General features: G+C 62.6%; 22 protein-coding genes. 11 read left to right on the top strand and 11 right to left on the bottom strand.

The window, feature by feature from the left end; all coding sequences use genetic code 11:
• Positions 1-18 precede the first annotated feature (18 nt).
• Complete coding sequence (locus LHFGNBLO_RS15955) at positions 19-2,106, top strand: hypothetical protein (protein ID WP_258608887.1); 2,088 nt, start codon at positions 19-21, stop codon at positions 2,104-2,106.
• A 5-nt stretch (positions 2,107-2,111) separates the two neighbouring features.
• Here LHFGNBLO_RS15955 and clpS read toward each other — a convergent pair whose 3' ends face one another.
• The 4 genes from clpS to LHFGNBLO_RS15935 form a co-directional block, all read right to left on the bottom strand.
• Positions 2,112-2,417, bottom strand: a complete 306-nt coding sequence (gene clpS / locus LHFGNBLO_RS15950) for an ATP-dependent Clp protease adapter ClpS (RefSeq protein WP_258609751.1) — start codon at positions 2,415-2,417, stop codon at positions 2,112-2,114.
• A gap of 138 nt (positions 2,418-2,555) precedes the next feature.
• On the bottom strand, positions 2,556-2,915 hold the full coding sequence (locus LHFGNBLO_RS15945) for a hypothetical protein (protein WP_258608886.1): 360 nt from the start codon (positions 2,913-2,915) through the stop codon (positions 2,556-2,558).
• Positions 2,916-3,053: 138 nt separating this feature from the next.
• Positions 3,054-3,302, bottom strand: a complete 249-nt coding sequence (locus LHFGNBLO_RS15940; RefSeq protein ID WP_258608885.1) for a hypothetical protein — start codon at positions 3,300-3,302, stop codon at positions 3,054-3,056.
• A 38-nt stretch (positions 3,303-3,340) separates the two neighbouring features.
• Positions 3,341-3,640, bottom strand: coding sequence for a hypothetical protein (locus LHFGNBLO_RS15935; protein ID WP_258609750.1), 300 nt, complete (start codon positions 3,638-3,640; stop codon positions 3,341-3,343).
• Between the two features lie 237 nt (positions 3,641-3,877).
• Between LHFGNBLO_RS15935 and LHFGNBLO_RS15930 the strand changes: the two genes are divergently transcribed.
• The 3 genes from LHFGNBLO_RS15930 to LHFGNBLO_RS15920 all read left to right on the top strand — a co-directional run bounded on the left by LHFGNBLO_RS15930 (position 3,878) and on the right by LHFGNBLO_RS15920 (position 6,472).
• Positions 3,878-4,594, top strand: a complete 717-nt coding sequence (locus LHFGNBLO_RS15930; protein WP_258608883.1) for a response regulator — start codon at positions 3,878-3,880, stop codon at positions 4,592-4,594.
• Positions 4,591-6,000, top strand: a complete 1,410-nt coding sequence (locus LHFGNBLO_RS15925) for an ATP-binding protein (RefSeq protein ID WP_258608881.1) — start codon at positions 4,591-4,593, stop codon at positions 5,998-6,000. The genes LHFGNBLO_RS15930 and LHFGNBLO_RS15925 overlap by 4 nt, the downstream gene beginning before the upstream one ends.
• 91 nt (positions 6,001-6,091) lie before the next feature.
• Positions 6,092-6,472, top strand: a complete 381-nt coding sequence (locus tag LHFGNBLO_RS15920) for a YciI family protein (RefSeq protein ID WP_258608879.1) — start codon at positions 6,092-6,094, stop codon at positions 6,470-6,472.
• Positions 6,473-6,568: 96 nt separating this feature from the next.
• Here the strand turns inward: LHFGNBLO_RS15920 and LHFGNBLO_RS15915 are convergent, their stop codons facing one another.
• From LHFGNBLO_RS15915 to LHFGNBLO_RS15900, 4 genes are read right to left on the bottom strand one after another with little or no spacing between them, the layout of a single operon-like run.
• The gene (locus LHFGNBLO_RS15915) at positions 6,569-6,997 is read right to left on the bottom strand and encodes an alpha/beta fold hydrolase (RefSeq protein ID WP_258608876.1); all 429 of its coding nucleotides are present in this window, start codon (positions 6,995-6,997) and stop codon (positions 6,569-6,571) included.
• A complete protein-coding gene (locus LHFGNBLO_RS15910) occupies positions 6,991-7,383 on the bottom strand; it encodes an alpha/beta fold hydrolase (protein WP_258608874.1) in 393 nt (130 codons plus the stop codon). Before LHFGNBLO_RS15910 ends, LHFGNBLO_RS15915 begins: the two co-directional genes overlap by 7 nt.
• A 14-nt stretch (positions 7,384-7,397) precedes the next feature.
• The gene (locus LHFGNBLO_RS15905) at positions 7,398-8,888 is read right to left on the bottom strand and encodes a pyridoxal phosphate-dependent decarboxylase family protein (protein ID WP_258608872.1); all 1,491 of its coding nucleotides are present in this window, start codon (positions 8,886-8,888) and stop codon (positions 7,398-7,400) included.
• A 19-nt stretch (positions 8,889-8,907) separates the two neighbouring features.
• On the bottom strand, positions 8,908-9,990 hold the full coding sequence (locus LHFGNBLO_RS15900) for a PLP-dependent cysteine synthase family protein (protein ID WP_258608870.1): 1,083 nt from the start codon (positions 9,988-9,990) through the stop codon (positions 8,908-8,910).
• Positions 9,991-10,204: 214 nt separating this feature from the next.
• Between LHFGNBLO_RS15900 and LHFGNBLO_RS15895 the strand changes: the two genes are divergently transcribed.
• Positions 10,205-12,244 (top strand): transcriptional regulator, encoded by a 2,040-nt coding sequence (locus LHFGNBLO_RS15895; RefSeq protein WP_258608868.1) that lies wholly within the window; start codon positions 10,205-10,207, stop codon positions 12,242-12,244.
• Positions 12,245-12,290: 46 nt separating this feature from the next.
• Here LHFGNBLO_RS15895 and choV read toward each other — a convergent pair whose 3' ends face one another.
• The 3 genes from choV to LHFGNBLO_RS15880 form a co-directional block, all read right to left on the bottom strand.
• Entirely contained in the window at positions 12,291-13,472 is a 1,182-nt protein-coding gene (choV, locus tag LHFGNBLO_RS15890) for a choline ABC transporter ATP-binding protein (protein ID WP_258608867.1), read from the bottom strand.
• On the bottom strand, positions 13,469-14,323 hold the full coding sequence (gene choW / locus LHFGNBLO_RS15885; RefSeq protein WP_258608865.1) for a choline ABC transporter permease subunit: 855 nt from the start codon (positions 14,321-14,323) through the stop codon (positions 13,469-13,471). Before choW ends, choV begins: the two co-directional genes overlap by 4 nt.
• 120 nt (positions 14,324-14,443) lie before the next feature.
• Entirely contained in the window at positions 14,444-15,379 is a 936-nt protein-coding gene (locus LHFGNBLO_RS15880) for a choline ABC transporter substrate-binding protein (protein ID WP_258608863.1), read from the bottom strand.
• 237 nt (positions 15,380-15,616) lie between these two features.
• Here LHFGNBLO_RS15880 and LHFGNBLO_RS15875 point away from each other — a divergent pair, with 237 nt between their 5' ends.
• The 6 genes from LHFGNBLO_RS15875 to LHFGNBLO_RS15850 all read left to right on the top strand — a co-directional run bounded on the left by LHFGNBLO_RS15875 (position 15,617) and on the right by LHFGNBLO_RS15850 (position 22,414).
• Positions 15,617-16,228 (top strand): thymidine kinase, encoded by a 612-nt coding sequence (locus tag LHFGNBLO_RS15875; RefSeq protein WP_258608860.1) that lies wholly within the window; start codon positions 15,617-15,619, stop codon positions 16,226-16,228.
• 66 nt (positions 16,229-16,294) lie between these two features.
• Positions 16,295-17,479, top strand: a complete 1,185-nt coding sequence (locus tag LHFGNBLO_RS15870; RefSeq protein ID WP_258608857.1) for a glycosyltransferase — start codon at positions 16,295-16,297, stop codon at positions 17,477-17,479.
• A gap of 89 nt (positions 17,480-17,568) precedes the next feature.
• Positions 17,569-17,958, top strand: a complete 390-nt coding sequence (locus LHFGNBLO_RS15865) for a c-type cytochrome (RefSeq protein WP_258608855.1) — start codon at positions 17,569-17,571, stop codon at positions 17,956-17,958.
• Between the two features lie 240 nt (positions 17,959-18,198).
• A complete protein-coding gene (locus LHFGNBLO_RS15860) occupies positions 18,199-19,287 on the top strand; it encodes a hypothetical protein (RefSeq protein WP_258608853.1) in 1,089 nt (362 codons plus the stop codon).
• A gap of 46 nt (positions 19,288-19,333) precedes the next feature.
• Complete coding sequence (locus tag LHFGNBLO_RS15855; protein WP_258608851.1) at positions 19,334-20,479, top strand: hypothetical protein; 1,146 nt, start codon at positions 19,334-19,336, stop codon at positions 20,477-20,479.
• A gap of 24 nt (positions 20,480-20,503) precedes the next feature.
• Positions 20,504-22,414, top strand: coding sequence for an ATP-binding protein (locus LHFGNBLO_RS15850; RefSeq protein WP_258608849.1), 1,911 nt, complete (start codon positions 20,504-20,506; stop codon positions 22,412-22,414).
• Positions 22,415-22,416: the final 2 nt, after the last annotated feature.

Genomic DNA, 22,416 nt, shown 5'->3' with positions numbered 1-22,416 from the left:
CAAGGGGGAGGATGAGGCATGAACTGGTCGCTCTCGTTCGAACCGCTCATCTCCTGGCCGCTGCTCGCTATTGTGCTGGTGCCGCTGGCATTGCTGGCACTGGTCGGCCTGTGGTTTCGCCAACGCGGCGCGATCTTCCGTCTCGCTGCGCTGCTCGCACTGGGCGCCGCCCTGCTCAACCCGGTCTTCCTCAATGAGGAGCGTGAGGCGCTGAAAAGCGTCGTCGCCGTCATCGTCGACCGCAGCCAGAGCCAGGACATCGGCGAGCGCACCAAACAGACCGACGAAGCCCTTGCCGGGCTCCAGCAACGCCTTGGCCGTTTCAAGCAGTTTGACGTGCGTGTCGTCGAGGCCGGCCAGTCCGAAGCCGCCGAGGAGCGCACCGACACGCGGCTTTTCGGCGCGCTTGAAGGCGCGTTCCGCGACGTGCCGCCTTCGCGTATCGGCGGCGCCATCATGATCACCGATGGCGAAGTGCATGACGCGCCGGCCGGCGCGCCCGACTTCAATGCCCCGCTGCATGCGCTGATCACCGGCAACGACCACGAAAAGGATCGCCGCATCCGTTTCGAAAACGCGCCGCGCTTCGGCCTGGTCGGCAAGCCGCTCGACATGACCTACCGCGTCATCGCCACCGACAATGAAACCGGCCCTGTCGACGTCCGCGTCTCGGTCAATGGCGAGCAGGTCGCTGTCGAAGAGGCCACCATCGGCAAGGCGATGCCGCTGCAGGTGACGATTCCCGGCGCTGGCCGCAACATTGTCGAACTCGCTATAGACCGAGAGCCCGATGAACTGACCGACGCCAACAACCGCGCCATCGCCTTGATCGACGGCATCCGCGAGAATTTGCGCGTGCTGCTTGTCTCCGGCGAGCCGCACGCCGGCGAGCGCACCTGGCGCAACCTGCTGAAATCAGACGCCTCGGTCGATCTTGTCCATTTCACCATTTTGCGCCCCCCCGAAAAGCAGGATGGCACGCCAATCAACGAATTGTCGCTGATCGCCTTCCCGACGCGTGAACTGTTCGTCGAGAAGATCAAGGATTTCGACCTGATCATCTTCGATCGCTACCAGCACCGCGACGTGCTGCCGATCCTCTACTACGACTACATCTCCGAATACGTCGAAAAGGGCGGCGCGCTGCTGATCGCCGCAGGCCCCGAATATGCCGGCGAAAGCTCGATCGCCCGCACGCCGCTGATGTCGGCGCTGCCGGCGATGCCGACCGGCGAAGTCATCGACAAGGCTTTCTATCCGCGCCTCACCGATCTCGGCCAGCGTCATCCGGTGACGCGTGGGCTCGACGGCTCGGCGACCGAGCCGCCGCACTGGAGCCGCTGGTTCCGCACCATCGGCGTCCAGAATCCCGAGGGCGAGGTGGTGATGAAGGGCGCCGACAACCGGCCGCTGCTGCTGCTCGACCGCAAGGGCGAAGGCCGTGTCGGCATGCTGCTCTCCGACCAGGGCTGGCTGTGGGCGCGCGGCTTCGAGGGTGGCGGTCCGCATGTCCAGCTCTACCGGCGCATCGCCCATTGGCTGATGAAGGAACCCGAACTCGAAGAGGAGCGGCTGACCGCCGACGGCCGCGGCATGATGCTGGAAATCCGCCGCCAGACGATGAGCGACGATCCCGGCCCGGCGCAGGTCATCACGCCGTCCGGCAAGGCGCTGATCGTCAGGCTCGAAAAATCCGAACCCGGTGTCTTCCTGGGCAGCATCGAGACCAGCGAGATCGGCCTCTACCAGATCGGCAATGGCGATCTGACGGCCTTAGCCCATGTCGGTCCGGTCAACGCGCCGGAATTCTCCGACGTCATCTCCACAGAGGGCCGGCTGAAAGCGCCGGCTGAAGCCACCGGCGGCGGCGTGCGCCGGCTGGCTCAATCATCGGCTCTTGGCGGCTTCACCAGCGGGGTGACGCTGCCCTCCATCGTGCCGGTTCGCACCGCCGGCGCGGCCGCCGGCAGCGACTGGATCGGGTTGCGCACCACCGACGACAGCGTTCTCAAAGCCGTCTCGCGCGTGCCGCTGTTCGGCGGCTTCCTCGGCCTCGGCCTGTTGCTGCTGGCGATGGGATCGATGTGGTACCGCGAGGGGCGGTAAGCTCCTCACTCCTCCGGCTCTGTCGTGAACATTAGCGGATAGCCTTTGGCCTTGCCGGCATCGGTCGCCCGCATCGCCTTGGTTTCGGCGACGTCCCTGGTGAAGACGGCGACAACGCAGACGCCGCGCCGGTGCGCGGTGATCATCACCCGATGCGCCTGGTCTTCGTTCAGCTTGAACTCGCCCTTCAGCACCGTCACCACGAATTCGCGCGGCGTAAAATCGTCATTGACGAGGATGACCTTGTAGAGCTTCGGCCGTTCGGTCTTCGGTTGCGTTTTGGTTTGAGGTTTTGTGGTGATTTCAGGCATCGGAACCGGCAATTTCACGCGACAATTTCGCTTTCATCTTGTCACGGGCGAAAGCGGTCGTCCATTTTCGATCCGCGCGCAAACCGGCTTCCCGGTGGTGCGGCCATTCAAATCTATGTGGGGACTGTCGACCGCCGTTCAACGGCCCTGGCGGCCGAAGATGCGGCGGGCCTGCAATTGCCGTGAGGTGCCGACCGATGGCGCATCCGGCCTGGATCCATCCGCATCCACCCGGCGTTCCATCCATGCGACGACCAGCCAGGCGACGAAGCAGACCAGCACTGAGCCGGTAAGCACGATGAGCACCCAGGTTTGCCCCGGCGTGATGTAGTCCCAGTCGGTGGATACCGCCGGCGCGAACAGTGAAGGTTCGGTCCGCCCGCTGGCGGGATCGGGTACCGGGCTGGCGGTGAACTGGATCAACAGCTTGGCCACCGCGGAGACCACAAGGCCGCCGATGGCCATTGAGCGCAGAATGGACGAAAGCCGCTTCTTCATGCGGATTGTCCTACCGGGCCGGAGTTGCGATCGGGTTAAGGATCACCACGGCCAATGAACCGAACGATACGGCAAGGCCGCTCCACCAAACTGCGGCTGGAGCGGCCTTGTCATACAGGCTTGCTATGTCAGCCTGGATCAGGCCTTGGGAGCGGTCTTCTTGGTGGTGTGCTTCACCGGGCACTTGTGCGTCTTGGACACCTTGCAGGCAGCCTTGACGCTCTTCTTGGCAGTGACCTTCTTCGGAGCAGTCTTCACAGCCGGAGCGGCCGTCGTGGCGGCAGCGGGAGCAGCGGTCGTCGTGGTGGTAGCTGCGTTGCCGAGAGCCGGCATCGAGAAAGCGAGAGCGACGGCGAGACCGAGTGCGGAGAGGATGGACTTTTTCATGGTTTCATTTCCTTTTTATGCGGGTCGGTTTTTGAGTGTCACTGAACCGGGTCGATCGGTGTCACTCCAAGCAGCTTCAAAGCGTTTGCGAGCATCCGGAGTCCCTGTGCCTGTTTCTTGTTGGCGCAGAACCGGTTGCCCTTTCTTTGAAGTGCCTTTGCCGCGGTGACCTGCGTTGCCGTGGCGTGGGTTTCGAGGGCTTCATCAAATTGGTGGCTGAGACTGCTGCAACGCTCGCTCCGGGTGAGCGCCACCTTTGCGTCCGACTGTTCGACCGCGGCCGTGACGAGCGAAATGCCGAGCAACGCACCCATCAAGCTGATCGAGAACCTTTGCATTGGTTTGTCCGTAAATCCCGAAGCTAGCGTCGCAGCCGATGACCTGACCGCCACGACACCACTTATGCCTTTGTTTTTTTTCGGGAGTTTTTCCCGACTGTAGAATTTTGTTTCTGGATTGTTTCTGAGAAATCGGCTCCGGAACCCATCATCGCCGCTGGCCAACATGTGGCCAGAATTCTATCGTGAGGGTGACGCCCGAACGCAGGCTTGGCCATCAACAATGACAGGATTCCCGTGAAATCCGACGCACACATACTGATCGTCGACGACGACAAGGGCATCCGCGACCTGCTGCAGGAATTCTTCCAGAAGCGCGGGTTGCACACTTCGGTTGCCGCCGACGGCGTCGAGATGGAAGCCATCCTCCGGCGGGCACAGGTCGATCTTGTCGTCCTCGACGTGATGCTGCCGGGGAAGAGCGGGTTGGAGCTGTGCCGCGATATTCGGGCGAATTATTCGACGCCGATCATCATGCTGACCGCGGTCACCGAGACGACCGACCGCGTCGTGGGTCTGGAGATGGGCGCCGACGACTATGTGCCGAAACCCTTTGACCCACGCGAGCTGCTGGCCCGGATTCGCGCCGTGCTGAGGCGCAACGGCGCCGCCGAGCCGCGGCGGCCTAGCACACGGCAGATCTATCATTTCGCCGGCTGGACGATGGACTGCTCGCGCCGCCGGCTGATGGCGCCCGGCGACGTCAGGGTCGAGCTGACGATGGCGGAGTTCAACCTGTTGCAGACTTTCGTCAAGAGTGCGCAGCGCGTGCTCACCCGTGACCAACTCATCGAACTGTCCGGAGGTGACAGCGACTACAGCTTCGACCGCAGCATCGATATTCTGGTCAGCCGGCTGCGGCGCAAGATGGAAGACGACCCGAAAACGCCGAAACTGATCCTGACCGTGCGCAGCGGCGGCTATCAGTTCCTCCCCGAGACAACGTCCGAATGAGACGCTTCCTGCCGCAAACCCTGCCCGTCTGGGTGTTGCTCATCGTCATTGCCGGCCTGCTGATCAGTCAGGTCGCGACCCTCTACATCGTCTCGCACGACCGCGCTGCAGCCAACGACGTGGTCGATCTCTACCGGCTCAACGACCGCGCCTTCTCGCTGGTGCAGTTGATGCATGACGCCACGCCCGAAGAACGCAAAGCCACCGCGTCCGGTCTGTTCAACGCCACCTACGCGCTCACTGTTTCGGACACGCCTGCGGTCACTTCATCGATTGCAGGCGATGACGAGCTGGCCGAACTGGAAGACATACTGGTCGGGCGGCTGTCGAAATTCGGCATCACCGATGCGCGGGTCGGGCGCGACCCGGCAACGCGCGAAGCCGACGATGCCGGAGGCGCGGTCGAAGGCCCCGATATCGGCCAGGTCGAACGCGACCTTCTGGTGTTGGCGGCCGATTTCGCCCAGAGCGACAAGCTGACGGCTTCGCTACGCTTCGCCGACGGCCAATGGCTGAACTTCACCGAGCCGAACACGCCGGTCGGCCCCATATTGAGCTTCGACAGCCTGCCGCTCTATGCCTTGATCGCCGGTCTGGTGGTGGTCATGTCGATCTGGTCGCTGCGCCGGCTGACCGCGCCCTACCGGATGATGGAAACCGCCGTGAAGCGGATCGGCAACGATTTGAAGAGCCCGCCGATCGCCGAGACCGGCAGCCGCGAGATCCGCGCCGCGGCCAAGGCGGTCAATGCCATGCAGCTCCGGTTGCGCGACTATGTCGAGGATCGCGAGCACCTTGCCGCGGCGCTCGCCCATGACCTGCGCACGCCGCTGACCCGGATGCGGCTGCGCCTCGAACTGCTGCGGAAATCGACGGCGCGCGAGGCGCTCGCCCACGACCTCGCGGACATCGAAGACATCGCCAGCTCCGTCATCGACTTCGCCACCTTTGAGGTGACCGAGGAGAAAAGCGAAAGGATCGATTTCTGGTCACTGGTGGAATCAATCGCCGACGGCTTCGAGAATGTCTCGTTCGACAATGAAGACACCCGCTCGCGCGGCCTGATCTGCATTGCGCGGCCGGTTGCGCTGAAGCGCTGCGTCACCAATCTCGTCCAGAATGCCGTAACCTACGGCAAGAAGGCGCATCTCAGCCTGCGTCGGTCGGAGCAGACGATCACGCTGGCCATCCGCGACGAAGGGCCTGGCATACCGCAAGCCCAGCTCGACACGGTGTTCGGCTCTTTCGTGCGCCTGGAACAGTCCCGCAACCGTCAGACCGGCGGCCTTGGCCTCGGCCTGACCATCGCCCGCAACATCGCCCGCGGCGTCGGCGGCGAGGTCAGCCTGTCCAATCATCCCGACGGTGGCCTGATGACGGAATTGCGCCTGCCATTGGCAGCTTGAGGCAGCAGAGCACCGCCTCGATGGGCGCTGGGGCTGGATCGGCCAACGCATCCTTGCGATATTGCGTCGTGCAGCACGAGGAGAACGTCGCATGTTCTACGCCATCCTGGCCTATCACGTCGAAGAGACAGTCGCGTCCTGGACACCACAGGAGGATGCGGCGCTGATGACCGACTTGCTCAAAGTCAATGACCGGTTGGTCCAGGAGGGCACCCTCGGCCCGGCCGCCAGGCTGGGCGCGACCGCGGAAGCCGTTACGCTGCGCGGCCCGGGCGACGGCATGGTGATCGACGGTCCCTTTGCCGAAACCAAGGAGCAGTTGCTGGGGTTATATGTCCTCGATTGCGCCACGCGCGAGGAGGCCATAGCGGCCGCGCGCGACCTCCGGCGAGTCAATCCCAGCGCCGTCTACGAGATTCGCCCGATCATTCTCTATCTTCCCGGCGCGCCGCTCCCCGCCAGCCAAGATTAGAGCATTCTAGGAATAGTGCGCAGTGGTTTCCACTCAGAATTGCGAAAAAACAAAGAGTTAGAGCGGTTAGGCGTGTCTATCAAAAGCCAAACCGCTCTAGGCAACCATCGCGGCTTCCGGCAGCTCCGCATCTGCAATCGTCAGGAACCGTGTCAGCAGCGCGGCACATTTTTGCGCATGGGTCGCAATGAGGAAATGGCCGGCGTCCTCAACCACCGCGCTATGCACATGCGGCAAGGCTTGTTGCAGCATGTCGGTCATCGCCACCATGGCCGGATTGGCCAACCCGCCTCTGATGAGCAGAACCGGGATGTCGAGGGCGCTGTAGTCTCGGAGGGCAGCCTCGAAACTGAAATCCGTCAGCCAGTCGATCACATTTGCCGGGGCTGTCTCGCGACAATGGCTCCGCACGATTTCGGGAAGCTTCGCAAAGGTGCCTCGACCTCCCCAGAAGTCGATGATGATACCGGCTGCATCGGCGTCGGCATCGACTGCCGCGCCGAACTCCCGGCTCAGCCTCAGCACGTCCTTATAGAGACCTTGCCTCGGCAGTCCCTTGAGGAGCGCGAGGGGATTTGCCTCGAAAAGCGACAGGCTCGCATATTGATGGAATTTGCCAGGGCTGCCGCCAGTGCGACAGTCCCGCCGAAGGAATGTCCGACCAGATGAACCGGGCCGCCGATGCGACGCGCCGCGTGCTCGATGATCCGCAGCTCATGCTGCATGCCGAAATCGTTGCGCGTGCGGGTCTCCGGGGTCGCGCCATAGCCGCAAAGGCTGGTGCCAACCATCCGATAGGCTGCAGGCAGAAGCTTCTGGATCGGCCGCCAGGCCGCATGCGTGCTGAAGGATCCCGGGACGAACAGCACGGCAGGCCCACTGCCTGTTTCCACGTAGTCAATCGACGACATTCCGCTCGCCCCCCTTACACACCAACCTGCGGTGATGGTTCCAGCAAGACGCCGAGACGCAATGTTTGCTCGACGAGCATGTCGAGATCCTCGCGCCGGGTCCGGTGATTGTTGATCGCCACCCGCAGGCAGTGCTGGCCGTGCACCGTCGTATCGGAAATGGCCGCGATTCCCTCTTCCTGTAGCCTCAGCATGATCTCGGTGTTGAGCGCCTTCAGCTCCCCATCCGCCATCCCGATCGGCCGGTAGCGAAAGCAGACGATGTTGATGTTGGTCGGTGCCGTCAGCTCCAGCATTGGTTCGGCCTCGATCAGAGCGCTGAGATAATGTCCTTGCGCGATGTTCTGGTCGATCAGGCGCCCAAACTTCTCGATGCCATGTTCCCTCAGAGCCATCCACACCTTGAGTGCGCGAAAACCACGCGACGTCTGCAGGCCGTAATCATGCAGCCACTGCCCCGATGCGAGGCCGCGCGGTGTCGATTCCAGATATTCCGGCGTCACCGCAAAGGTTTTGCGATGTGCTGAGGCATCCCTGACCAGGGCGCAGCCGACCTCGAATGGCGCGTGCAACCATTTGTGCGGATCGAGCGCGATGGAATCCGCCCATTCTATACCCTTAACGCGATGCGCATTCTCCGGCGAAATGGCGATCAGCGCGCCGATGCAGCCATCGACATGGAACCAGAGGTCTTCCTCGTGCGCCAGCTTGGCAAGCGCCTGCAAATCATCGATCGCCCCGGTGTTCACCGTGCCTGCCGTGCCAATGACGCAGGCCGGCCGGAAGCCCGCCGCGCGGTCCTCCGCGATCGCTGCCCGCAAGGCGGCGATGTCGATCCGCAGTCCGCCATCGGTCGGAATGCGGCGCAGCGCCCGGTTTCCCAGGCCAAGCGCCTCCATCGCCTTGCGGTGGCAGGAGTGAAGTTGGTCCGAGCCATAGAAGCGCAGCGGCTTGTCTATTGCCGCAACGCCCTCTTCGCGCACGTCGATGCCTGCCTTGGCGTTGCGCGCCACGGTCAGGCCGATGATGTTGGCCATCGAGCCGCCGCTGACCAGCGTACCGCTGGCCGAGGCGGGGAAGCCCAGCATCTCCTTGCACCAGTCGACCACCTGGCTGTCCATCAGCCCGGCGGCATGGTTGCCGCCACCGAGATTCGAGCCCTGTATTGCCGCCAGGAAATCGCCGAGGGCGCCGGTGAAATTGCTCGACCCCATGTACCAGGACCAGAAGCGCGGATGGATGTTGCCCATCGGATAGGACATCACGGTCCGCGAGACCTCGCCATAGACAGCGGCAAGCGGCGCTGGCGATCGCGGCAGGGGTGTCGCGAAGAAATCTCTCACCTCCGCTGGCATCTCCCGCCAGACAGGGCGGTCACGGACATCGCGCAGATAATCGACGGCATCGTCGATGACCCGGTGCGACAGGGCCTGGATATCGGCCCAGTTGACCGGATCGAGCGTTTCCTCGGCGGTCGTGCCGAAGGATTTTGGCATCGCGTCCATGACCGTCTCCCGCTTTGCGCTACTCGAACTGGCAGCCGGGCGTCGAACGCGACAGCTCAGCCTCCTCCGCGTCCATCTCGGCTTCGATGCCGTCGAACAGCGGCGTCGTCATGTAACGCTCGCCGGTGTCGGGGAGCATGCACAGGATGACCGAGCCGGCGGGTGACTTTTCTGCGATCTGCCGCGCTACCGCGAAGGTGGCACCGCCGGAAATGCCGGTGAAAATGCCCTCCTTCTGCGCCAGTGCCTTGGCCCATTTCATGCCTTCCGGTCCGGCAATCGGCATCACTTCGTCATAGAGGCTGGTATCGATCGCCTCCTGCAACACGTTGGGAATGAAATCCGGGGTCCAGCCCTGGATCGGATGCGGCTCGAAGGCCGGATGGCTGGCGGAAGGCGCGCCACCGGCGCCGCGCTCCTGAGCCTTGCCGCTGCTGATGAGCTGGGCGTTGGCCGGTTCGGTCAGCACGATCCGGGTCTCGGGCCGCTCACGTCGCAGCACACGCGCCACGCCGACAACGGTGCCGCCGGTTCCATAGCCGGTGACGAAGCAGTCGAGCCGCGATCCGGCGAAATCATTGATGATCTCGCGTGCAGTCGTCGCCTCGTGAATGGCAGCATTGGCCTTGGTCTCGAACTGGCGAGCAAGGAACCAGCCATTGGCTTCGGCCAATTCCACCGCCTTCTTGTACATGCCGAACCCCTTCTGGGCCCGCGGCGTCAGCACCACCTTGGCGCCCAGCATGCGCATCAGCTTGCGGCGTTCTATAGAAAAGCTGTCGGCCATGGTCACCACCAGCGGATAGCCCTTCTGCGCACAGACCATGGCAAGGCCGATGCCGGTGTTGCCGCTGGTTGCCTCGACGACGGTCTGGCCCGGCTTCAAGGCGCCGCTGCGTTCGCCTTCCTCGATGATGTTGAGCGCCAGCCGATCCTTGACCGACGCGGCCGGATTGAAGAATTCGGCCTTGACGTAGATCGTCGCATGCTGCGGGCCGAGATTGTTGACGCGGATCACCGGCGTATCGCCAACGGTGTCGAGAATGCTGTCGAACAGGCGGCCTCGGCCGGCGGTGGTTCTGATCTTTTGCTGGTGCAACATGTCTGCTCTCCTCATTTGTTATCACGAGCCGGTTACAAACCGGCGGTTTGGGCGGCGAGGTTTCGACACCTTGGCGCCGTACTGTAGCTGGACTTGCCGTCAATGCGGCGAAGGCAGCATCCGGCACGAAAATTCGTTGCCCGATGCGCCCTGTCGCTTTCGGTGATAAAATATCTGCCGACTGGCCAGCGTGGGAGCAGGCGTGGAAACGCACGTGGAATCGAGTCCGGATAGCGGAAAGACGGGTCTTTCCGTGCGTCTGCTCGGACCGCTGGCGATCGTCCGCAACGGCGCCACGGTCACGCTGCCGAAGTCGCGCAAGCTGCGCGCTCTCTTTGCCTATCTGGCGCTCGCCCCGCATCCCGTTGGGCGCAGCCGCCTGTGCGAGCTGCTGTGGGACGTACCGAACGACCCGAGAGGCGAGCTTCGCTGGTGCCTGAGCAAGCTTCGGGGCGTTCTCGACGAACCGGAACGCTGCAGGATCGAGACATCGGGCGACACGGTCGCGCTTGATCTGAATGACGTTTTTGTCGATGCCGTTGATATCAACTTGGCTACGACGAAGGGAATCGAGACGCTCGATCTCGAGCGGCTGCAAGCGCTTTCCGGACTGTTCGTCGGCGATTTCCTTGATGGGTTGGAGATCGAGCGCAGCCCGCATTTCAACAGCTGGGTGACCGCTCAGCGCCGCCGTTTGCGGTCTTGCCACGCCGCCATACTGGAACATCTCGTCACCAATCTCCCGGCGGGTTCCGACGAGGCGTCTGCGCATCTCGAAAAATGGCTGGAACTCGCCCCGTTCGACGGCCGCGCCCATGTTGCTCTTCTGACAAGGCTTGCGCAGCGCGGTCAGATCGGCGCCTGCGAAGAGCATGTTGCGGCTGCAGCCCAGCTCTTTGAGTCCGAGGATCTGGATTTCGCGCCTGTTCGCGCGGCATGGAATGCCATCCGCAGCGAACGGCCAGCTACCTCGCTCTGGACGCCACCGGCAACAACTCTGTCCGTAGCATCCGCCATAGCGCTCCCACCTGCCGATGCCAGCCCGGCCGATGCCAGCCCGGCCGAAAACCACCACGCGTCGCTCGCGGTGATGCCATTTGTCGAAGACGCCGGCATCGACGGCGTTCGCGGCGGTCTGGCTGATGGCCTGACCCACGACATCATCACCCGCCTGGCCAAGCTCAGGGACTTCTTTGTCATCGCGCGCGGGTCGGTCTTTGCGCTGGCGGAAAAAAACATCGCGCCGGAGGATGCCGGACGCAGGCTGAATGTCGACTACGTCGCCACCGGAACCGTGCGCAGCCTGACCGGTCGCATCATTGTCACAGTCGAGCTGGTCGAAGTGCGCACGGCCAGGATCGTCTGGGCCGAGACGTTCGAACGCAAGCCCGACGACATTTTTATTGTCCTCGACGATATCGGCAACAGCATCGTCTCGTCTATCTCGACCGAGATCGAAACGGTCGAGCGCAATCGTGCCATGCTGAAAACGCCAAATTCCTTGAACGCCTGGGAGGCCTACCATCGCGGCCTCTGGCACATGTATCGCTTCACCCGGACGGAAAACGAACTGGCGCGGCATTTCTTCGGCGTGGCCGTACAACTCGATCCCACCTTTGCACGCGCCCATGCCGGCCTCTCCTTCACCCATTGGCAGAACGCCTTCCAGCGTTGGGGAGACCGCGACCAGGAAACCGCCATGGCCTTCGAGACCGCCGGCCAAAGCCTTCTCATCGACGATCACAATCCGGCAGCGCACTGGGCCATGGGCCGGGCACTGTGGCTGCGCGGCGAGCGGGATGGGTCTTTGATGGAACTGGAAAGGGCGGTGGATCTGAGCCCGAACTTTGCGCTCGGTCACTACGCGCTGTCGTTTGTGCATTCCCAGTCAGGCGATCCGCAGGCTGCGATCGGCTCATCCGACCATTCGCGCCATCTGAGCCCGTTCGATCCGCTGCTGTTCGGCATGCTGGGCGCGCGCGCCATGGCCCATGTCCGCCTCGGCCAGTTCGAGGAGGCCGCCGAATGGGCTCTGAAGGCCGCCGCCCGGCCCAACGCCCACGCCATCATCCTGGCGATCGCTGCCCATTGCCTGGCGCTGGCAGGGCGGCTTGACGAGGCCCGCACCTTCGCCGCCGCCATCCGCAGGACGCTTCCGGACTACCGTTCCGACGACTTCATCGGCACTTTCCGTTTCGAGTCGGACGCCGCGGCCCTGTTCAAGCTCGGTGCCAAACGCATCGGCCTGAACTGATCCCCGATCGACTTGTCGATCATGGGCTATCGAACAGGCAAGGCATTTACCGCCGCAATACCGCGCTCAGCACATCGCGTATCCCGATCGCGCCGACGAAGCGCGACTGGTCGTCGAACAGCGCTACCGGCGCTGTCTGAGAACGGTGCATGGCCAGCATCACGGTTTTCAGCGAAGTGCCGGGGTTGGCCCAGAACACTTGCGCCGTCTCCTCCGGCTGGCCCTCGACGTCAGCGCAGGACACCCACACTGCCGGCTTGCCGTCGCGCTCGGCCGCCGCCACCAGCCCATGCTCGTCGATCTTGAAGCGTGTCGTCTTGCGCCGGTCGAGCCACACCCAGCCATCCTTGCCCTGGTCGAGGTCGCGACGGTCGCGCATCACGTTCCAGGCCGTCAGCACCGACAACGGATTAACGTTGGCGATGAAGTCGCGGACGTAATCGTTGGCGGGGCGCAGCACGATGTCTTCCGGCGCGCCGGTCTGCACGATGCGTCCACCCTCCATGATGGTGATGTGGGTGCCGATCTTCAGCGCCTCCTCGAGGTCGTGGCTGACGAAGATGATGGTCTTCTTCAGCTCCGCCTGCAGCTGCAGCAACTCGTCCTGCAGTTTCGTCCGGATCAGCGGATCGAGCGCCGAGAACGGCTCATCCATCAACAGGATCGGCGCCTCGGTGGCAAAGGCCCGCGCCAGGCCGACGCGCTGCTGCATGCCGCCGGAAAGCTCGTGGGCATACTTCTTCGACCACGGGTCGAGATTGACCAGCTTGAGCTGGCGCTGCACGCGCTCCTTGCGCTCGGCTTCCGGCACGCCGGCGAGTTCGAGGCCGAGACCGACATTCTCCTCCACCGTGCGCCACGGCAGCAGCCCGAACTGCTGGAACACCATGGCGACCTGCTTCTGCCGCAGCCTTCTCAACGTCACCTCATCGCAGGTGACGACATCGACCGTGCCGTCGCCGTCCTTGACCAGAACCTGGCCGCGCGAAACGACGTTCAGCCGGTTGACGGCCCTGAGCAGCGTCGACTTGCCCGAACCGGATAGACCCATGAGGACCGAAATCTCGCCCTCATGCACGGTCAGGCTGGCGCCGGCGCAGCCTAGGACATTGCCGGTTTTTTCGAGGATTTCGGCGCGGGTGGCGCCGCTATCGATCAGCGCCAGCGAACCGGCCTGGTCGGTGCCAAAGACGATATCGACATTTCTGAAATCAACGGCGACGGTCATTTCTTGCCTCCAACGCCAATACGCGTCATTCGGTCGAGTACGATGGCGAGCACGACGATGGCGAGGCCGGCCTCAAGCCCGAGGTCGATCCTGCGCGAGCCCAACGCCCGGTTGATTTCGGTGCCGAGGCCGCCGGCGCCGATGAGGGCCGCGAACACCACCATCGACAGCGACAGCATGATCGACTGGGTGAGGCCCGCCATGATGGTCGGCAGCGCCGAAGGCAACTCGACCTTCCACAGCAGCTGTCTTTTGGTGGCACCGAACGCCTCACCGGCCTCGACGATGGATTTCGGCACCGATGTGACGCCGAGATGCGTGAGCCGGACCGAGGTCGGAATGACGAAGATGATGGTGACGATGAGGCCGGGCGCGTTGCCAAGCCCGAACAGCGTCAGCACCGGGATCAGGTAGACGAAGGTCGGCAGCGTCTGCATCAGGTCGAGCACCGGCAGCATGATGCGGTAGACCTTCGGCTTGTGCGCGGCCCAGATGCCGAGAGGCACGCCGATGGCCATCGAGGCGGCGGCGGCGGCAACCACCAGCACAAGCGTCTCCACCGTCTGCTTCCACAGATTCTGGTTGAGAATGAACAGCAGCCCGATGAAGACGGCCAGGGCCAGTCCCTTGGAGCGCTGCAGGAAATAGGCGAGCAGCGCAATCAGCGCGATGAGAAGGACGGGTGGCAACAGCAGAAGTCCGTCGACGATCCCGTCGAGCAAGAAATTGAGGCTGTTGGAAAAGGCCCTGAAGACGGTATCGAAATTGTCGGTAAGAAAGCCGAAGAAGGCCTTCCCCCATGGACCTATGGGGATCTTGTAGGCGACCAGAAATTTCGAAATTGGATCCATCTTGCCCCTCTTTGGCTGCGCCACCTTGCCGGACGGTCATCTTGTCACAGGATATGAAAAAGGGCAGCCTTTTCTAAGATGGCTGCCCTTCCTGGTTCGGCCTTGCCGAATTCAGTCGGCTCAGCTTCCGAGCGCGGTCTTGACCGCCGCTGCCGCGTCGCCGCCATCGAAGGTGGTCACGCCGGCAATCCATGGAGCGATCGCATCCGGGTGCTTCTTCAGCCAGTCGGTTGCGACCGTATTGGCGTCGCCGCCCTTCAGGATCGCGTCCATCATCTCGCCTTCCATGTCGAGATTGAACTTCAGATTGGCGATGAACTTGCCGGCATTCGGGCACTCGGTGGTGTAGCCCTTGCGCACATTGGTATGCACGGTGGCAGCGCCGAAGCCGCTGTCGCCCATGCCGTCGAGATAGGTGATCTTCATGGCGCCCATCACCGGATGCGGTGTCCAGCCGAGGAAGGCGATCCATTCATTGTTCTTGATCGACTGCTCTGCCTGGGTCAGCATGCCGGCTTCCGAGGACTCGACCAGTTCGAAGCCTTCGAGATTGTCCTTCGGGTTCTTGATCATGTCGAGGATGATGCGGTTGCCGTCGTTGCCGGCCTCGATGCCGTAGATCTTGCCGTCGAACTTGTCCTTGAACTTGCCGAGGTCGGTCAGCGTCTTGACGCCGGCGTCCGCAACATAGGTCGGCACAACGATGCCGTAGCCGGCGCCGCTGAGGTTCTCGCTGATGGTCTCGACCGAGCCGTCGGCGGTGTAATCCTTGATGTCGGCGGTCATCGACGGCATCCAGTTGCCGAGGAAGACGTCGAGGTCCTTGTTCTTCAGCGACGCCATCGTCACCGGAACCGACAGCTGGATCACCTGCGGCTCGTAGCCGAGCGCGGTGAGCAGCACCGAAGCGATACCGGTCGTCGCCTGGATGTCGGTCCAGCCGACATCGGAAAGACGCACCGCCTTGCAGCTTTCCGGGTCGCCGGCGAAGGCAGCGCTCGTGGATAGGATAGCCGCCAGGCCGAGGCCGGCGACGAAGGAATTCACACGCGACATAAAAATTCTCCCATTCTGATTCTTGGCGAGGCGAAGTTACGGTTTCTCTGTCCGCCTTGTTTCGTCAGCCAAACACCATTCTGGTGCGGTTTCAAGCACTAAGGCAATCACGATCAACGGCGCGCGCTGGCCGATCAGCGACACGCCTGCCGCTTTTTTGATGGAAGGCGGCTTTTTTGGTGGAATGGGACTGGAGGCCCCTCCCCGCACGACGATAACTGGGCTTAAAAGGACGGCATGGCCAAACTGTATTTCCATTATGCGACGATGAACGCCGGCAAGACGACGATGCTGCTGCAGGCGTCCTACAACTATCGCGAGCGCGGCATGGCGACGATGCTGTTCGTCGCCGGCCACTATCGCAACGGCGATACCGGGCTGATCTCGTCGCGCATTGGCCTGGAGGCGGAAGCCGAGATGTTTCGCGAGGGCGATGATCTGTTCGCCCGCGTCGCCGAGCGTCACAATCACACGACGGTGCATTGCGTCTTCGTCGACGAGGCGCAGTTCCTCGAAGAGGAGCAGGTCTGGCAGCTCGCCCGCATTGCCGATCGGCTGAACATCCCGGTGATGTGCTACGGCCTGCGTACCGATTTTCTGGGCAAGCTGTTTTCCGGTTCGCGCGCATTGCTGGCGATCGCCGACGATCTGCGCGAGGTACGCACCATCTGCCGCTGCGGCCGCAAGGCGACGATGGTCGTACGCCTTGGCCAGGACGGCAAGGTGGCCAGGCAAGGCGAACAGGTGGCGATCGGCAAGGACGTCTACGTTTCGCTCTGCCGCCGCCACTGGGAAGAAGAAATGGGCCGCGCCGCGCCCGGCGATTTCATCGGCTTTATCAAAGCCTGAAACGGCCTGACCACCACCTATTCCGGTTTCATCTGCGCCCAGCTACGATCCGGATGGGGGCCGAAAATGAAAATCCTGCAGTTCACGATCGACTGTCCGTTTCCGCCGGTATCCGGCGGCGAGATCAGGAACGCCGCCAATGCGCGGGCGCTCTCGGTGATCGGTGAGGTTCTGACGGTGAGCTTTACCGGCGCGCCGGCGCCGTTCCCTCCGCCGAATGTCCGTCACCAGATCATCGAGGCAGCCCGCGGCCGTGGCTCCTGGCAAGGGCGCAGCGCCCATCCGACGCTGCACATGATCCCCGCCGACGAGTTGGCTGAAGCGGATTCGCTCTGGAAGAGCTTCGCTCCCGATCTCGTCGTCGTCGAAGACATCGCGCTGTCGCAGCTGCTGGCGTTGGTGCCCAGGCATGACGCGCGCACCGTCATCGACCTGCACAACATCGATTCACGCACGGTGGCGGACCGTATCGGGTCACTCCCCCTCTGGCAGCGGTTGCGAAGCTTTCGCGAGCACCGGCGCAGGATGGCGCAGGCGCGCGAGGCGGACATCCTTGCCGCGAAGGCGGCGGACCAGGTCTGGGTCTGTTCGGAAACAGACAGGGAAATGCTGCTGGCGATGGGGCCTGCCGGCGACATCAGGGTGATCGCCAATCCCATCCCCGATGAAACCGTGCTTTCCCTGCCGATTGCCGTCCAGCGATACGAAGACATCCGTCTCTGCTTCATCGGCCACCTCGGCTATTTCCCCAACATCGACGCCGTCAAGCAGATCGGCCGCAAGATGGTGCCCCGCCTCAAAGCGTCCGGGCGCCCCTGGTCGATGACCGTCGCCGGCAAGAACCCACGCGACATCGTGCGCCAGCTCTGCACGGCACACGGGCTGCATCTCGTCGAAAACCCACCGCGCCTGCTGGACCTGCTCGCCGCCGCCGGCTATGCACCGATCCCGCTCAGATTCGGAGGCGGGACCCGCATCAAGGTGCTCGAAGCCATGGCGGCAGGGCTGGTCGTTTGCGCCACCGAAAAGGCTGTCGAAGGGCTCGGCCTGCAAGCCGACAGGCATTTCCTGTCCGGCAGCGATGCCGGCGAGCTGGCCACGAAAATCGTTGCCCTCGCCGCCCGACCGGAAGCGGCCGCCGAGATGGCCAGTGCCGGCAGGGCCTTCGTGCGCGACAGGCATTCGTCAGCGGCAATCGAAATGGCGACCCGGCAAGCGGTCACAGAAATAACAGCGCGCCGGCGCGCTTGAGGAACTGCTCCGCAATCCCGCCATCATGCGGCGTTTGTTAAGGGCTGGATCCTATTTTGCGCTCCAGCCAGAACTCGTCGGAGTCAGCCATGTTTCGAGCCGTCTCGTCTGCCGGTGTCTTTTTCTTTGCCGGCATCCTTGCCGCGCATGCCGACGGCGACGCTGCACTCGGCAAGAAGGTCTTCAACAGATGCATGGCTTGCCATGAAGCAGCGACCGACCGCGACAAGATCGGCCCGCATCTGATGGGTGTCGTCGGCCGCACCGCCGGTACCGCCGAAAGCTTCCTCAGCCACTATTCACAAGCCATGAAGGATGCGGGCGCCGCCGGCCTTGTCTGGGACGAGGCGAACCTCACCGCATATCTAAGGGCTCCCAAGCTAAAGGTCCCCGGCAACAGGATGGCCTTCACCGGCCTGACCAGCGACGACGACATTGCCAACGTCATTGCCTATCTGAAGGCCGATCCGAAGCCCTGAACGCATTGGTTCCAGTACGCCCGCAATTATCCCGGTTGCCCAAAAGTCGAGTTTCAGGCCAAAGCCAACGGATCGATCCGCCAATCGCGCCATGAACACGGTTCCACTATGTTTCAAGAGTGGAGCGAATTCTTTTGTTTTCGTGCCCTCTGATGTCTTGCGTCTTTCAATCCCCGGATGCCCCACATATATTCGCCGCGGTTTGCGACACGAAACTGATGCCGAAGCGGGAGGCCCCTAATGGCGACATTGCAGAATTTCGATGCCGAAATTGCCAAGACCAAGCAGGTCGTGCAGGACATGCGCACGAAGATCGAGCAGTCCGGCACCGTGCTCGACACCCTCGCCACCGCCGACAAGAAGATCGGCGACGCCAATTTCGACATCGAAAACGCCCGCATCGAGGACGTGCTGAAACAGCAGAAGGTGATGGAAGGCAACATCGCCGACCTGATCATCGGGCTGGAGGATGCCACCAACGTCTTCGGCGCCGAATTCGAGAGCATGAAGAACTACACCGGCTGGGAGAGCTTCGTCGGCATGTTCTCCGCTCAGAGCAAGCAGCGCATGCGTACTGACCGCGTCCGCAACATGTCGCTGGCCGGCAATCTGCAGGAACTTCTGGTGAAGTCCGACACAATCGTCGGCATCCTCAAGGCGCAGAAGGAGGTTCTCGACCAGCGCTACAAGACCTCCGAAACCAGCCTTTCGCAGGTGATCGAGCGCCGCAAGACCACCATGTCCAACCTCGAGACCGTGCAAAAGCGCATCGAGGAGCTCAATCCGATGCTGCTCGACATCGAGAACAAGATCGCTGCCTCGACCAGTCAGAAGGAGCGCACCCAGCTTGAAGGCGAGCGCTCTAAACTGGCCACCGAGTACAACGAGAAGCAGGCCAAGGAACAGGAACTGCTGGCCGAAAGCCAGACGCTGGAACGCTACACCTCGATGTTCCAGACCTTCGTCGATTCGCTCAACAACCAGATCGCTGCGCAGTCGACGCTGATCAACAAGCTGACCATCGATACCGAACAGCGCATCGTGCTCTACAAGGCCCTGGAAGACAGCTTGAAGACCGCCGCCCAGCAGGACGTCGCCCACAAGATCAACACGCTGGGCAGCCAAGTCGACAACACCGCCGAAGAGACCATGGCCGGCATCGGTGCGGCCTCGCAGAAGCACATTGGCGACCTTCTCGAAATGCACGAGAAGAACATGGTGGCCACCGCCGACATCCAGCGTCGCAAGAAGCTGGCCGACGATGCCTTTGCCCGCCGCTTCGACGAGGTGCTGAAGAAGCACAATTCGGCAAATTACGTGCAGTCGTAAGGGTGCAGCCACCGCTCGCATCCATGGCCATCCTCAGAGCACAAGCATGACCCCCGAAAACGAAGCGGCGGCGCGCTATTTCTCGGCAATTTCGGCGGCACTCAGCGGCCTCGAAGTGTTCATGCGCGACGACCGCTCGCCGCTCTACCGGCACGGCATCGTCGCCAAGATCGTCGCCGAGTACATTGCCCGGCTGGACAAGTCCTTTTCCTGCTGGCGCAACCGCCTCGGCTTCATGGAGACATTCCGCATTTCGCGCGCCGAGAGCGGCTTTCCAGTCTTCCAGAACCTGCTCGAACTGGAAAACGACCGCCGCCAGGCCGACAGCCGCCTCGCCAACATCCCACTCGCCGGCGAGTTGCGCGAGGAAATGGCCGACTTCATCCTGCGCCACAAGGAATTTCCAGAGGCGCTGCAGAAATCGATGGCCGAGCGGCTCTATCTGGAGGGCGTCAAGAGCGAGACGACCTTCGGTCCGTTCTCGCTGCCGCAGACGGCAAAAGTCTCGGTCAATCCGAAGACGGGGCGGCCCTATTATCTGGTTCACTGGGCCACCTTCGACGGCAGCGCCAACCTGCCGCTGGTCTACATGGTGACGGTGGAGGATTCCTCCGAAGACATGATCCGGCAGCTCGTCGACAGCAGCGGCAAACTCAACGACAAGGTCGACATTCCGCTGCCGGTCGACGGCTTGCTCAACCCCGAGCTTGCCCACCGCTTCGACGATTTCGCCGAGAAGAATTCCGCCTACACGCTGTCGCCGGCGACCATCGCGGTGAACCTCGACAAGGATTTCGAGCCGCTGCATCCCAAGCAGCTACGCCGCGTCGTGCTCGGCCCCTTCTATTCGGCCGGGATTACCGACAACAATTCGACGGTGGCGGAAGTGCTGGCCAAGGTGCGCAAGCCGGAAAACGCCTGGTTGCTGACCTGGACCATCCAGGAAGTCTATTCGAAGGCGGAAAAGCCCGGCCGCAAGGGGCTGTTTTCAAGCGAGAAGACGACGCAGGAGTTCTTCATCAACACCGACGATCTGGAGGCCGCGCGCCAGGGTGTGTCGAGCTACGAGAACCACGCTTTGATCCCGCACGAGGCCTATCAGGCGCTCTACGCCGCCGGCGAGGCGCAGAAGATTTTTTCGGGCTACAAGGTCCACATCCTGTCCAAGGGACAGGTCATCAGCGACGTCTGACCGTCAAACCACGGAGCATCCTTCATGGACACCGGCCTGACCACGATTTCGGAAGCGGCAATCGAAAAGCACCGCGCCAGCGCGCAGAGCTTCATCACCCGCATCGTCGTGCTGGAAGACCCGTCACGCGAATCCGGCACCGCGCTTGCCGGCACCAACCGCCGCTTCGTCTCGACGGTCTCGGTCGGCTCGGTGCGCCGCACGCGCGAGGTCGAGCTTTCCAAGACCGTCGCCGCCGTCCATCCCGACGACCAGTTGCTGACCATTCCGCAGCACACGCTGCTGTTTCGCGCCCGGCGCGGGCTGGCGATCGCGCTGGCCATATCAGACGTCTTCGCCGAAGGTTCGGACCTAGAAAGCCTGCAGGCCAAGAACACCCGCGCGCCGCTCGAAGGCGACGAGGCCGCCACCTTCAAGAAGCTTCTGTCAGCTTCGGCTTACATTTCGGCCTTCAGCTTCGCCTCGTATCTATTCCAGCTGATCGACAGCGACGGCGAGGCACCGAACGATACGGCGGAGCCGGACTTCCTGTTCGACACGCCGCAGGATGCGGTGAAGTCCATAATAGCAGGCCTCGACAAGGCGATATCAGGCTCGGCTGACGACGCCGACCTGATGACGCGGGCGCGCGCTTTCGCGCGCGTTGCCATCGACGGGCTGCTGGCGCGAAAGGGCCGCTTCGACGGCATCGGACCGTTCGAGAACGCGCATATCCGCATCGACGTGGATGATTTTATCCTCGACGGCTTCGATGTCGCGCCGGGCAAGCGCTCGAAGCCGCTGGTGATGACCTTCAAGAATCCGGAAGAGGTCGTCGGTAACCACATCGCCAAGTACCAGTCGGTGAAGCTGGCCAAGATGCTGATGGCTTACGACTTCGAGCGCGAGCTGAACCCTTTCGTCGAGCTTGGCGGCTTCCTGTTCACCTTCATCGGCGACGGCGCGCCCGGCACCGGCAAGACGACGCTGATCCAGATGATTGCCGGTCTCGTCAACAATTATTGCCAGGTCGCCGGCTATCCCTTTGCTTACGAGAATTTCGGCGTCGACCAGATCTCGTCCTATCAAGGCAAATCCGGCCAGAACTGTCGCCAGTTCATCAACAATGTTCTCAACCCGCGCGTCATCGGCTTCGGCACTGTCGACGACATCGACCAGGTGGCTGCCAGACGCTCCGATGACCGCGCCTCTGCCGGCCAGCAGGAAATCACCGGCGTCTTGATGGACGCCTTTGCCGGTGCCGGCACCGTAGTGCGCGGCAACTGCTCGTTCGGCATGTTCTCCAACTATCCCGAAAACGTCGACGACGCGCTACGCCAGCGCGCCGGCGCCCGCTGGCTGGTCGACGGGCCGCAGAGCCGCGACGACTACATCGACATCTTTGTCCTGCTCGCTGGAAAAAACCACAAGATCCCGCTCGGCGACCACAAGCTCTATGCCGCCCAGGAAATCCAGCGCGCTGTGATGGAGGCTTATGAGGAGCATGAAAAGCCTCAGGAAGACGGGCTGATGAAGGTTTACGAGCGCTACATGAAGGACAATGGCGCACCGAAATCGATGGCCGACGTCGGCACCTATCTGCACATGATCAAGGATGCCGAACCGCGCTTCACCGGCCGCGCCATCAAGAACGTCACCGACGCCATCAAGATGCGCGCCATGGACATCGAGCTGCCGGACGAGTGGTTCGAGAAGCCGGAAGTCTTCATGCACAAGGGCTACGACGACAAGAAAGCGATGATCGAGGAACTGCGCGGGCCGTTCTCGATGGACATGGTCATGCAGGAGATCAACCGCTACGCCGACTCAGAGTTCCGCTATTCCGACAAGTCCGACGACTCAGCCGTCACCAAGATGATCCGCGACACCCGCCTGCGTGACCGCGCGGTGCGCGAGATCGAGGAGATGAAGGCCAAGGGGAATTGGAATGCGTAAAG

The sequence above is a fragment of the Mesorhizobium sp. AR10 genome, assembly GCF_024746795.1.
GTDB lineage: Bacteria > Pseudomonadota > Alphaproteobacteria > Rhizobiales > Rhizobiaceae > Mesorhizobium.
Note: the sequence above shows the minus strand (reverse complement) of the source record. Positions and strands in the feature narration are given on the sequence as shown.